A 12,818-nucleotide genomic window follows, 5' to 3' on the forward strand; every position below is an offset into this window, starting at 1 on the left:
CCTTGGTTCAGCGTGCGTCAGTTCGCGTCAGCACCGTGCGCGATTGGGCCAGGCGCTGGCCCTCGTACAGCACAATATAGGCCGCGGCGGCCACCAGTATGCCGACGATGGGCGCCACCCAGGGCGAGAAATACGCGCAGGCGGCGCCCAGCACATAGGCCGCCAGGCCCAGGCTGTTGTACTTCGGCAGGTGCGCTTCGGCCAGTTTCGGATAGTGCCCGCGATGGCGGTAGAAGTAGTCGGCCATGATCACGCCGCCGATGGGCGGGATGATCGAACCGAGCAGGATCAGGAACGGGATCAGCAGTTCGTACATGCCGCCCAGCGCCAGCAGCGTGCCGACGAATGCGCCGCCAAGGGTCACCAGGCGGCGGCGCTCGGTGCGCAGCAGGTTGCAGCCGGCGGCGGCGAAGTTGTAGATGGTGTTGTCCTGGGTGGTCCAGAGGTTGAGGAAAAGCATCACCACTGCGGCCATCGACAGGCCCTGCAGCACCAGCACTTCGACGATATCCGGCTGCTGGTAGACGATTGCTCCGTAGGCGCCGGCGACGATCATCAGGCCGTTGCCGATGAAGAAGCCGATCAAACTGGCCCATACGGCGACCTTGCTGCTGCGGGCGAAACGCGTCCAGTTGGTGGCCTGGGTCGCGCCGCTGACGAAGGTGCCGAAGATCATGGTGATGGCCATGCCGAGGGTCAGGCTGTCGCCCGGCTGCACGGCGAGCAGCCCGTCCATTCCGCCAATGTCACGGGTCGCGGTCCACAGCGAAGCGATCAACAGGATCAGCATCGCCGGCACCGCGATACGCGAGAGCAGGTCGAGGCCCTTGTAGCCAACGAAGGCGGTCAGGCAGAAGCCGAACCCAAACAGCACCATCAACGGCAGCGTCCAGCTTTCCGGCAACTCCAGCAGCCGCACCAGAACGATGGCGATGGTCGCCGTGCCCCAGGCGTACCAGCCGATCTGGGTGAAGCCGAGCAGAAAGTCGGACAGCCGGCTGCCGACTTCGCCGAAGCAGAAGCGCCCCATCAGTACCGAGTTCAGCCCGCTGCGGCAGGCGATCAGGCCGAGCACCGCGGCATAGGTCCCGAGCAGCAGATTGCCGATCACCGCTGCCCAGAGCATGGTCTTGAAGTCGAAGGCCAGGCCGATCTTGCCGCCAGCGAACATGGTGGCGGTGAAGAAGGTGAAGCCGAACAGCAGGATTGAGGTGGACCACAGCCCCTTGCGTGCGCCGGCTGGCACTTCGCTCAGGGGGTAGTCGGTGTCGACAGGTTGTTTCATGTGAATGCTCCGCAGGTGGATCTAACGGGCGGTGCAGATGCCATGCCATTGCTGACCGATCGGCCAGGTCGCGCGCCGACGATGACGCTGCCGACACCGCTGATTCATGCCGGTGCATCGGCCCGTCTGCCTGCACCGGGATGGCTCCTTAGCGCGAAGTTCCCGCAAACGGAGCGACATTTTCTCTATCGCGGCGTTCGGCTTATTCAATTGGGGCATCAAAGCCGCGGCTCTTAGGCTTTCCGACGCGCCATAAGCGCATCAGAAAATCGAAGAGGAATCACCCATGTCCCGAATGACCTTTGGCTCCACGCCAGCGCGGCTTGCGCTTGGCGTCATTTCCGCGAGCCTCCTTGCGCTGTCCGCCAATGCTACCCCACTGACCCGCGACAACGGCGCGCCGGTCGGCAACAACCAGAACTCCCAAACTGCCGGCCCTAACGGCCCGGTGCTGCTGCAGGACGTGCAATTGCTGCAGAAGTTGCAACGCTTCGGCCGTGAGCGCGTGCCCGAGCGGGTGGTGCATGCGCGCGGTACCGGTGCCCACGGCGAGTTCACCGCCACCGACGATATTTCCGACCTGACCCTGGCCAAGGTCTTCGAGAAGGGCAGCAGCACACCGGTGTTCGTGCGCTTCTCCACCGTGGTGCATGGTCTGCACTCGCCGGAAACCCTGCGCGACCCGCGCGGCTTCGCTACCAAGTTCTACACCGCCGATGGCAACTGGGACCTGGTCGGCAACAACTTCCCGACCTTCTTCATCCGCGACGCGATCAAGTTCCCGGACATGGTCCACTCGTTCAAGCCGGACCCGCGCACCAATCTGGATGACGATACGCGGCGCTTCGACTTCCTCTCGCACCACCCAGAGTCGACCCGCACCCTGACCCTGCTGTACTCCAACCAGGGCACCCCGGCCAGCTACCGGATGATGGATGGCAATGGTGTGCACGCCTACAAGTTCGTCAACGAGCAGGGCGAAACCCACTACGTTAAATTCCGCTGGAAGAGCCAGCAGGGCCTGAAGAACCTCGACCCGAAAGAGAACGAGGCGATGCAGGGCAAGGACTACAGCCACCTGAGCCGCGATCTGATCACCGCCATCGACAACGGCGACTACCCCAAATGGGACCTGATGATCCAAGTGCTCAAGCCAGAGGACCTGGCCAAGTTCGACTTCGATCCGCTGGATGCCACCAAGATCTGGCCTGACGTGCCCGAGCGCAAGATCGGCCAGATGGTGCTGAACAAGAACCCTGACAACATCTTCCAGGAAACCGAGCAGGTCGCGATGGCGCCGGCCAACCTGGTGCCGGGTATCGAGCCGTCCGAGGACCGCCTGCTGCAGGGCCGTCTGTTCTCCTATGTCGACACCCAGATGTACCGCGTCGGCGCCAACGGCATGAGCCTGCCGATCAATCGGCCGAAAGTGGACGTCAGCAATGGCAATCAGGACGGCCAGCTGAACGCCGGTCACACCACCACCAGCGTCAACTACCAGCCGAGCCGCCGCGAGAATCGCGAGGAAACCTCGCGCGCCGTTTACAGCAAGCTTGAGCTGAGCGGCACCACCCAGCAGGCGCCGATCCAGCGCCAGCAGAACTTCAAGCAGGCCGGCGATCTGTATCGCTCGTTCAGCAAGAAGGAGCAGGCCGACCTGATCAACACGCTGGGCGGTGAACTGGCCAAGGCTGACGACGAGGCCAAACACATCCTGCTGTCGTTCTTCTACAAGGCTGACGTCAATTACGGCGAGGGCCTGACAAAGGTCGCCAAGGCCGACCTCAAGCGGGTCAAGGCGCTGGCTGCCAAACTGCAGGACTAAGCAACCGGTTGTATTCGACCCGGGTCGGGCGATGGCCCGGGTCTTTTTTTATCGTGGAGGCACCATGAAAGGTCTTTTGCTGATGGCAGCGCTGCTGTTGGGCAGCGGGGCCGCCCTGGCCGCTGATGGCCCGCTGACGAATGCCGCGGACACGCCAGAGGCGGTGCAGCAGCAGTTGCGCGACTACTTCTTCAATGCGGCGCGCTTCGGCGGTAACGAGATTCTCGACGAGTTCATTCAGGCCGGTTACGACCTGAATACCGCCGATGACAAGGGCTACACCGCCCTCATCCTGGCGGCCTACAACGGCCATGGCGACACGGTGGAGCATCTGCTCGCCGCCGGGGCCGATGCCTGCGCCGAAGACAAACGCGGCAATACGGCGCTGCTCGGCGCGATCTTCAAAGGCGAGCTCAGCATCGCCAAGCGGCTACTGGCCACCGAGTGCGATCCGAATCAGCGCAATGCCGCCGGCCAGACTGCGGCCATGTACGCCGCGCTGTTCCAGCGCGAGGCATTGCTCGAAGCGCTGCGTGAACGTGGCGCGGACCTGACCGCGGCGGACCCGCTGGGTAACAGCGTGGAAAGCCTGGCGCGCGGGGAGATCCGCACCCGCTGATGGGGTTGGCCCGGTCCCTTAGTAGCTCTTGTAGGGCAGGAACTTGCCCGACAGCACCACGTTGACGCGATCGCCCTTGGGGTCGCTCTGGCGCTGGATATCCATGGAGAAGTCGATGGCGCTCATGATGCCGTCGCCAAACTCCTCGTGGATCAGCTCCTTTATGGTGGTGCCGTAGACGTTGACCAGCTCGTACCAGCGGTAGATCAGCGGGTCGGTCGGCACCGCGGTGGGCAGCGAGCCTTTGTAGGGCGCGATCTGCAGCCAGGCGATGGCCTCGTCGGAGAGTTCGAAGAGCTGCCCCAGGGTTTCGGCCTGGGCCTTGTCGAAGGCCATCTGGCCGAGGCAACCGGCGGTGGTCCATTCCTTGGACATGCCGATGCTTTCGGCGACATGAGCCCACTTCAGGCCCTTGCGCACCTTGGTGGCGACGATCATCTGGGTGACCTGTTCACGACTGCTGATCATGGCGAATCCTCATCTGGCGAATGCGAGTGAATGGCCGCACGGGCGCGGCCGGCCTCAATCGATGCAGGTTCGGTGCCAGGGGTTTCAGTCGTACTCGGCCGCTTCGTGCTCGCCGAGCAGGCGACGCTGGCGCGGCGTGGCGGCGGCCAGCACCTCGGGATTGAAGCTGAAGTGCAGGTAGGGCGAGAACTTCTGCGCGACCATGCGCCGGCCGTAGTGGATCTGCAGCAGGTAGCGGCAGCGCTCGGCCGTGCGGTTGCGACTGCCGGCGTGCCAGAGGTCGCTGCGAAACAGCAGCACGTCGCCGGCCTTGCACAGCACTGGTTCAGCTGCGCGGCCGTGCCACTGGGTTTCGCCCGGGCGCGGCTTGCGCCCGGCGCGGTGGCTGCCGGGGATCACCAGGGTCGGACAGAGGTCGGCGTCGATGTCGTCCAGGTACAGGTGCGCGGTGCAGATCTGCATCGGCAGCTCGAAGGCGGGATCGGCGAGCAGGCTTTCCGGCAGCTCCATGGCCAGATAGTCCGCGTGCAGCTCGCCGCCGATAAACCCCGGTCGGCTGCGCCAGGCGGTCTGGCCGATGATGTGGCAGTCACTGCCGAGCGCCGCTTCTGCCAATTCGATCACCCCGGGCAGATCGAGAAAGCGCAGCCAGAACGGCGAGCGATTGAAGACGCACTTGTAGTGGTCGTCGACCAGGCCCTGGTAGTCCCAGTGGATGGGTTCGAGCCGGTCGATGGCTTCACGCAGTTCCGTGATCGTTGGCGGATCGATCACCGCGGGCAGCAGGACGAAGCCCTCTTGGTGCAGGGCGGCGAGCTGTTGCTGGAGGTCGCTGGACTCAGGCATGGCGGTAAACGGTCGGACGACTATCGCTCAGCATAGGCGGCGTGGGCGCCTGTTGAAAGCCAGATGAAAGCTTGACGCGCTACTGTGCCGGCGCTGCTTCGGCAGCCAGCTGCGTGGTCACGAGCCGCGCGACTGTCTCCTCGCTCCGGCGTACCCGGCGGCGTCGCCAGAAGCGGCGTCACCGGCGCGCACCTCGCTTAGTTCGAAACCACTCGTGCGATGGCCTTGGCCAGCGCATCCAGGCGCTCGGCATCCAGTCCGGCGACGTTGGCCCGACCGCTTTCCACCAGATACACCGAATCCTCGGCACGCAACCGACGTACCTGCTCGGCGGTAAGGCCGGTGTAGGAGAACATCCCGCGCTGCTGGGCGATGTGCGCGAAGCGCTCGGCCAAGCCGTAGGGCGTCAGCGCCTCGACCAGACCGGCGCGCAGACTGGCGATGCGCCGGCGCATGCGCTCGACCTCGTCCTGCCAGATCTGTCGCAACGGTTCGTCGGCGAGGATCGTCGCCACCACCGCGGCGCCATGAGAGGGCGGTGTCGACCAGAGATTGCGCGCCAGGGAGGCGAGCTGGCTGCGCACGTCGAGCAGGCGCTCGGCATCGCTGGTGACGGCGATCAGCGCGCCGGTACGTTCGCGGTAGAGGCCGAAGTTCTTCGAGCAGGAGCTGGTGATGAGCATTTCCGGCAGCGTTTCGGCGAACAGTCGAACTGCCCAGGCGTCCTCTTCCAAGCCATCGCCAAAGCCCTGGTAAGCGAAGTCGAACAGCGGCAGCAGCTCGCGTGCGCGCACCACCTCCAGCACCCGCAGCCAGTCGTCGTGATTCAGGTCGAAGCCAGTGGGGTTGTGGCAGCAGGCGTGCAGCAGCACCACGTCACCCGCCGGCACCTGCTGCAGCGCGTCGAGCATGCCGTCGACATCGAGGCGGTTGTCGGCGCCGACGTAGGGGTAGTGCTGCACGTGCAGGCCGGCGGCGGCGAACAGGGTTTCGTGGATCGGCCAGGTCGGATCGCTCAGCCAGATGCTGCGGCCGGGCAGGCACCTGGCGATGAACTCGCCGGCCAGCCGCAGCGCACCGGTGCCGCCCGGCGCCTGGGTGCAGCCGGCGCGCTGCTCGCCAAGGGCAATGGCGCGGCTGCCGAGCACCTGACGCAGCAAGAGGGCGCCGAACTGTGCGTCGCCGTGGCCGCCGATGTAGCTCTTGGTCTGCTCGCTGTCGACCAGGCGCTGCTCGGCCAGCTTCACCGCGCGTGGGATCGGCGTCAGGCCCTGGGCATCCTTGTAGACGCCGACACCCAGGTCGAGCTTGGCCGGGTTGGGGTCGGCGCGATAGAGGTCGAGCAGGCCGAGGATCGGATCGCCGGGCACGCGGGGAATTTGGCCAAAGTGCATTACTTGCGGCCCTCCGCGCTGGCGGCGAGCTGGTCGGTGCGTGCGGCCATGATGAAATCGTTGCGGTGCAGGCCGCGCATCTCGTGGCTCCACCAGGTCACGGTCACTTTGCCCCACTCGGTGAGCAGGGCGGGATGGTGGCCGACCTCCTCGGCGATGGCGCCGACGGCATTGGTAAAGGCCAGCGCGTGGCGGAAGTTGCGGAACAGGAAGACACGCTCCAGCTCCATATGGTCGCCGCGGGTCTCGATGTTCCAGTCGGGGATTTCGCGGATCAGCTCGGCCAGTTCTTCATCGGATACCTTGGGCGCATCGGCGCGGCAGGCTTCGCACTGGGCTTGGGCGAGGGCGGTCATGGTGTCGGTCCTTTTGTTTGATGGTTGGAAAGCGTAGGTGAGATAGACGGGTCGTACTGGCCGCGTGGATAAGCCTTCGGCGTTATCCACCCTACAAGGCAAGAGGATTCGCGGCCAGGTTCCTTCCGCAGGGGTGTTGGTCAGCGTCGGCTTCGACCAGCACGCTTGGCCTGTAGGCCGAACGGTGTCTTGCGAAACGAGTGGGCCAGCCTTCGGCGTTGTCCACCCTACGCCGCCTTTGGCGGAAACTTCGGCTGGTGCAGCCCCAGGCGCATGGCCTCGCGCACCATGGCCATGATGTCCTGCTGGGCCAGATCGAACAGCTGCTTGAGATCCGGCAGGACGAAGTACAGCGGCTGCAGGATGTCGATGCGATAAGGCGTGCGCATGGCTTCCATGGCGTCGAACGGCTGCCGCTCTGGCTCGTTGGACAGGCTGTAGAGCGTCTCCTTCGGCGAAGAGAGGATGCCGCCGCCGTAGATGCGCAGCCCGGCCGGGGTATCCACCAGGCCGAACTCGACGGTCATCCAGTACAGCCGGGCGAGATAGACCCGTTCCTCCTTGCTGGCTTTCAATCCGAGCTGGCCGTAGGTGTGGGTGAATTCGGCGAACCACGGATTGGTCAGCAGCGGGCAGTGACCGAAGATCTCGTGAAAGATGTCCGGCTCCTGCAGGTAATCCAGCTCTTCCGGGGTGCGGATAAAGGTGGCGACGGGAAAGCGCTTGCTCGCCAACAGTTCGAAAAAGCGTTGAAAGGGGATCAACGCCGGCACACGCTCGACCTGCCAGCCGGTGGTGGCGGCCAGCACGCGGTTGATCTCGCCGAGCTGCGGGATGCGCTCGCGGGGCAGGGCAAGCTGGTCGAGGCCGTCGAGGTATTCCTGGCAGGCGCGCCCTTCGAGCAACTTCAGCTGCCGCTCGACCAGCGTCTGCCACACCGCGTGCTCCGCGTCGGGGTAATGAATATGCCCCTGCGCGTCCGGTTCGCGGGCTACGTAGTGGGTCGTCTTCATCGGTACTCCTGGCCGCTTGGGCATTTTGTTGTTGCCCTCATTCGAACGCGAAGACGCGCCGCCGGGGAGTACGAATGTGGCGGAATGTCGCACTGTGTGCTGTGTTGCCTGTAAGGAAAGTGTGACGTTTTCGTCGATGGCCGGATCGACGGCATTGCCAAGTGCATTAACTGGCAAATAATCTTGACGGAAATTTGCGGCGTTCCAGTGAAGCGTCGCCAGCCCCACAACAAAACAACAGGGCTTCGTCATGCGTATCAAGATTCTCTGCCAGAACCGCGTCGGCATCCTGCGCGACATGCTCAACCTGCTGGTCGACTACGGCATCAACGTCGCCCGCGGCGAGGTGGGGGGCGAGCAGGGCAATGCCATTTACCTGCACTGTCCCAACCTGATGAACCTGCAGCTGCAGGCCCTGCGGCCAAAGATCGAGGCACTGCCGGGCGTGTTCGAGCTGCGCAAGGTCAGCCTGATGCCCAGCGAGCGGCATTCGCTGGAACTCAATGCACTGCTCGGTGCGCTGGAATTCCCGGTCCTGTCCATCGACATGAGCGGCGCTATCGTCGCCGCCAATCGTGCCGCCGCGCAACTGCTCGGCGTGCGCGTCGACGAGGTGCCGGGCATGAGCCTGTCGCGCTACGCCGAGGACTTCGACCTGCCCGAACTGGTGCGCGCCAACAAGGCGCGGATCAACGGCCTGCGGGTGAAGATCAAGGGCGACGTGTTTCTCGCCGACATCGCCCCGCTGCAATCCGAACACGACGACAGCGAGGCATTGGCCGGCGCGGTACTGACCCTGCATCGCGCCGACCGGGTCGGCGAGCGGATCTACCAGGTGCGCAAACAGGAGCTGCGCGGCTTCGACAGCATCTTCCAGAGCTCGAAAGTGATGGCCGCGGTGGTGCGCGAAGCGCGGCGCATGGCGCCGCTGGATGCGCCGCTGCTGATCGAAGGCGAGACCGGCACCGGCAAGGAGCTGCTGGCGCGCGCCTGTCACCTGTCCAGTCCGCGCGGGCAATCGCCGTTCATGGCGCTCAACTGCGCAGGCCTGCCGGAGTCGATGGCCGAGACCGAGCTGTTCGGCTACGGCCCTGGCGCGTTCGAGGGTGCGCGCCCGGAAGGCAAGCTCGGTTTGCTGGAACTGACCGCAGGCGGCACGCTGTTTCTCGATGGCGTCGGCGAGATGAGTCCACGATTGCAGGCCAAGCTGCTGCGCTTTCTGCAGGATGGCGGTTTCCGTCGGGTCGGCAGCGACGAGGAGGTTTATCTCGATGTGCGGGTGATCTGCGCGACGCAGCTTGATCTTTCAGAGCTCTGCGCCAGCGGGCAGTTTCGTCAGGATCTTTATCACCGGCTGAACGTGCTGTCGCTGCATATCCCGCCGCTGCGCGATTGCCTCGACGGCCTGCAGCCGCTGGCGCTGCACTTCATCGATCAGGCCAGCCGGCAGATCGGTTGTCCGCTACCGACGCTCTCGCCGCAGGCCTTGGAGCGGCTGGCCGGTTATCACTGGCCGGGCAACGTGCGGCAGCTGGAGAACACCCTGTTCCAGGCGGTTTCGCTCTGCGAAGGCGGCACCATCAAGCCCGAGCACATCCGCCTGCCGGGCTACGGCGCGGCGCAGCCATTGGGCGATTTTTCGCTGGAGGGCGATCTGGCGAGCATCGTCGGGCGCTTCGAGAAGGCCGTGCTGGAAGGGCTGTACAAGCAGTTCCCGAGCAGCCGCCAGCTTGGCAAGCGGCTCGGGGTGTCGCATACCACCATCGCCAACAAGCTGCGCGAGCATGGAGTGGGCAAGGCGGAGGGGTGAGGCCTGTGGGCATCGGTATTCATAAAGCTTCGCGCCGAGGTCGGCCCTCCCACGAGCGCCTGCATGGCGACACAAAGGTAGTGGGAGGCGCGCCCTCGCGGCGATTGCAGGCCGCAGGCTTGCCTCCGCTTGCCAGCTATATCTGATGCTGACGGCGCTCATGCGGGAGCGTGGGAACCATCAGATCGTCGTCGCTGCACTGAAAAAGCTTCGCGCCGAGGTCGGCCCTCCCACGAGCGCCTGCATGGCGACACAAAGGTAGTGGGAGGCGCGCCCTCGCGGCGATTGCAGGCCGCAGGCTTGCCTCCGCTGGCCAGCTATATCTGATGCTGACGGCGCTCATGCGGGAGCGTGGGAACCATTAGATCGTCGCCGCTGCACTGAAAAGCTTCGCACCGAGGTCGGCCCTCCTACGAGCGCCTGCATGGCGACGCACAGAGTAGTAGGAGGCGCGCCCTCGCGGCGAACGCACACCGTGGGCCGCCCCGGTTGTACCTCAGCATTCGACGATATTGACCGCCAGCCCGCCACGGGCCGTTTCCTTGTACTTGCTCTTCATGTCGGCACCGGTCTGGCGCATGGTGCGAATCACCTTGTCCAGCGAGATAAAGTGGCGCCCGTCACCACGCAGCGCCATGCGCGCGGCGTTGATTGCCTTCACCGCGCCCATGGCATTGCGTTCGATACAGGGCACCTGCACCAGCCCACCGACCGGGTCGCAGGTCAGTCCGAGGTTGTGCTCCATGCCGATCTCCGCCGCATTTTCGACTTGCTGCGGCGTGCCGCCGAGCACCTCGCATAGCGCGCCGGCGGCCATGGAACAGGCCACGCCCACTTCGCCTTGGCAGCCGACCTCGGCCCCAGAGATCGAGGCGTTCTCCTTGTAGAGAATGCCGATGGCTGCGGCAGTGAGCAGAAAGCGCACCACGCCATCCTCATTGGCGCCGCGAATGAAGCGCATGTAGTAATGCAGCAACGCCGGGATGATGCCGGCGGCGCCGTTGGTGGGAGCGGTGACCACGCGCCCGCCGCTGGCATTCTCCTCGTTGACCGCCAGGGCGTAGAGGTCGACCCAGTCGAGTACCGTCAGCGCGTCGCGCAGATTGGCTTCGGGATGTTCGCTGAGCTGGCGGTACAGTCCGGCCGCACGGCGCTGGACCTTGAGGCCGCCAGGCATTACGCCTTCGGTGCGGCAGCCCGCTTTGACGCAGTCCTGCATCACCTGCCAGATCCGCAACAGGCCGGCACGGGTTTCGGCTTCCGGGCGCCAGGCCGCTTCATTGGCCAGCATCAGCTGGCTGATGTTGAGGTCGTGGGTCGTGCAGAGGGCAAGTAGCTCTGCGGCGCTATGAAAAGGGAAGGGCAGCGTGGTGGCATCCTCGACGATGCGGTCATCGCCAGCGGCTTGCTCGTCGATCACGAAGCCACCGCCCACCGAATAGTATTCACGGCTGCGTACCTGCAGGCCGGCGCCGTCGAAGGCGCGGAAGATCATGCCGTTGGGGTGAAAGGCCAGTGGCTTGCGGATGAATTGCAGGTCGTTGCTGACATCGAAGCGAACGAACTTTTCCCCCAGCAGGCGCAGCTCACGGGATTCGCGCATTGCCGCCATGCGCTGGGGGATGCTCAGCGTATCGACGCTTTCCGGTAGCTCGCCTTCGAGGCCGAGCAGCACCGCCTTGTCGCTACCGTGTCCTTTGCCGGTGGCGCCCAGTGAACCGTACAGTTCTACCTTGAGGTGGTCGGTGGCGGCGAGCAAATCGTCGTCCCGCAAGCCGTTGGCAAAGCGCAATGCTGCCCGCATCGGCCCCACGGTGTGCGAGCTGGATGGGCCGATGCCGATCTTGAACAGGTCGAAGACGCTGAGTGACATGAGGTGCTCCGAGGCGAGGCTGGTGTAAGCCTAGACCTTCAGTCGGTGATCGATGTAGATGATATTCGGCGGCGCGTCGCGATCTGATTGTCGCCAGGAAGACGATAGCCGATTCGCGTTTTGCCTAATTCGGCGCTGCGCCCACGCCACCCCAGGGGTTGGCTTCCAGGCTGTTGTGCACTGCGGTCGCGGCCTGGGCGGCTTGCCCGATGGCGACGCTGATCTGCTTGAGCCCCATGGTCACGTCGCCGATCGCGTACAGCCCGTGCAGTGAGGTTTCGCGATGCTCGTTCACATTCACGCCGCCGCACTCGTCGCAATCGAGGCCGAGCTGCACGGCGAGTTCGGATCGAAAGCGTGCGCCCAGGCTGGGATAGACGATGTCGAAGTGGTGCCGCTCGCCGCCGCAGGTCAGTAGCTCGATGCCGGTCTCGCAAGGGTGCAGGGATTCAACGCGGTCGCCGATCAGCTCAATGGCGTAATGCTCGGCCAATGCAATGGCCTGATCGCAGGCGTCCTGTTCACCATGCACTATTACGGTAACCCTGTCGGTAAAGGTGCGCATGAACACCGCATGGCCGATGGCTGTCTCTGCGTCGCCATAGATCGCGACGTTGTCGCCGTCGACTTCATAGCCGTCGCAGATCGCACAGAGCCTGACCTTGCCCTCGGCAATGGCCTTGTCTATGTCAGGCATATCCGGCAGCGTGTCCTCTATACCTGTGGCGAGAATGATCCGCCGCGCTACGCAGATGTGTTCGCCGTAGCGCACGGCGAAGCCCTCGGCATTGGGTTCGATGTGCTCTACGCGGCCGTGTTCGATTCGAGCGCCATAACCGCTGGCCTGCTCGCGCAACCTGATCAGCAGGTCATTGCCATTGATGCCGGGCGGGAAGCCGGGGTAATTGCGCGAACGCGGTATCCACGATGCCCGGCTCGAGCCGGCGTCCACCACCAGGCAGCTGCGTCGGAAGCGCGCCAGGTACAGTGCTGCGGTAAGGCCGGCTGGCCCTCCACCGACGATCAGGCAATCGGTCACTGTGGGGTGCGGGGTCGCTTGGTCGGTGGTCATCAATAGGTTCCCGGGCGGTGGTAGCCAATAGAAGGTGCTGGCAGCAAGAAAGTTCGGCGCGGCTGCTGGATGCAATGTTCCGTTTTGAGAGCTGGTTGGTCCTTCAGCCCTTGCGCTAGAGCTATTGATGGCCAACACTGCGCGGCTCGGTGACTAGGCGGATCAAATCCGTACTGATCGGTCACTGCCATTCCAATAAAGACCAGCCCGCGACTTCGTTCGACGTGCACTGGTCGCCTCGCTACAAACTGCAGCCA

Annotated in this window: 11 protein-coding genes; 3 read left to right on the top strand and 8 right to left on the bottom strand. The window is 64.4% G+C overall.

What is annotated here, in order from left to right; all coding sequences use genetic code 11:
* Positions 1-7: 7 nt before the first annotated feature.
* Positions 8-1,285, bottom strand: a complete 1,278-nt coding sequence (codB, locus tag CXK91_RS12170) for a cytosine permease (RefSeq protein ID WP_103456317.1) — start codon at positions 1,283-1,285, stop codon at positions 8-10.
* Between the two features lie 286 nt (positions 1,286-1,571).
* Between codB and CXK91_RS12175 the strand changes: the two genes are divergently transcribed.
* Positions 1,572-3,110, top strand: a complete 1,539-nt coding sequence (locus CXK91_RS12175; protein WP_103456318.1) for a catalase — start codon at positions 1,572-1,574, stop codon at positions 3,108-3,110.
* A 64-nt stretch (positions 3,111-3,174) separates the two neighbouring features.
* A complete protein-coding gene (locus tag CXK91_RS12180) occupies positions 3,175-3,729 on the top strand; it encodes an ankyrin repeat domain-containing protein (protein ID WP_103456319.1) in 555 nt (184 codons plus the stop codon).
* 18 nt (positions 3,730-3,747) lie between these two features.
* Here CXK91_RS12180 and cynS read toward each other — a convergent pair whose 3' ends face one another.
* The 5 genes from cynS to phhA form a co-directional block, all read right to left on the bottom strand.
* On the bottom strand, positions 3,748-4,197 hold the full coding sequence (cynS, locus tag CXK91_RS12185) for a cyanase (protein ID WP_103456320.1): 450 nt from the start codon (positions 4,195-4,197) through the stop codon (positions 3,748-3,750).
* 84 nt (positions 4,198-4,281) lie between these two features.
* Positions 4,282-5,043, bottom strand: coding sequence for a phytanoyl-CoA dioxygenase family protein (locus CXK91_RS12190; protein ID WP_103456321.1), 762 nt, complete (start codon positions 5,041-5,043; stop codon positions 4,282-4,284).
* A gap of 197 nt (positions 5,044-5,240) precedes the next feature.
* Positions 5,241-6,437 (bottom strand): amino acid aminotransferase, encoded by a 1,197-nt coding sequence (locus tag CXK91_RS12195; RefSeq protein ID WP_103456322.1) that lies wholly within the window; start codon positions 6,435-6,437, stop codon positions 5,241-5,243.
* Complete coding sequence (locus CXK91_RS12200; RefSeq protein ID WP_003279993.1) at positions 6,437-6,793, bottom strand: 4a-hydroxytetrahydrobiopterin dehydratase; 357 nt, start codon at positions 6,791-6,793, stop codon at positions 6,437-6,439. The genes CXK91_RS12195 and CXK91_RS12200 overlap by 1 nt, the downstream gene beginning before the upstream one ends.
* 227 nt (positions 6,794-7,020) lie before the next feature.
* The gene (gene phhA, locus CXK91_RS12205) at positions 7,021-7,806 is read right to left on the bottom strand and encodes a phenylalanine 4-monooxygenase (protein ID WP_103456323.1); all 786 of its coding nucleotides are present in this window, start codon (positions 7,804-7,806) and stop codon (positions 7,021-7,023) included.
* A 250-nt stretch (positions 7,807-8,056) separates the two neighbouring features.
* Between phhA and CXK91_RS12210 the strand changes: the two genes are divergently transcribed.
* Positions 8,057-9,616, top strand: coding sequence for a sigma-54-dependent phenylalanine hydroxylase transcriptional regulator PhhR (locus CXK91_RS12210; protein ID WP_041016020.1), 1,560 nt, complete (start codon positions 8,057-8,059; stop codon positions 9,614-9,616).
* A 496-nt stretch (positions 9,617-10,112) separates the two neighbouring features.
* On the opposite strand, the gene CXK91_RS12215 is transcribed toward CXK91_RS12210, so the two are convergent.
* A complete protein-coding gene (locus CXK91_RS12215; RefSeq protein WP_103456324.1) occupies positions 10,113-11,489 on the bottom strand; it encodes an L-serine ammonia-lyase in 1,377 nt (458 codons plus the stop codon).
* A gap of 124 nt (positions 11,490-11,613) precedes the next feature.
* On the bottom strand, positions 11,614-12,561 hold the full coding sequence (locus CXK91_RS12220; RefSeq protein WP_103456325.1) for an NAD(P)/FAD-dependent oxidoreductase: 948 nt from the start codon (positions 12,559-12,561) through the stop codon (positions 11,614-11,616).
* Between the last annotated feature and the right edge of the window lie 257 nt (positions 12,562-12,818).

Source organism: Stutzerimonas stutzeri (assembly GCF_002909485.1).
GTDB classification, from domain to species: Bacteria; Pseudomonadota; Gammaproteobacteria; order Pseudomonadales; family Pseudomonadaceae; genus Stutzerimonas; species Stutzerimonas stutzeri_AH.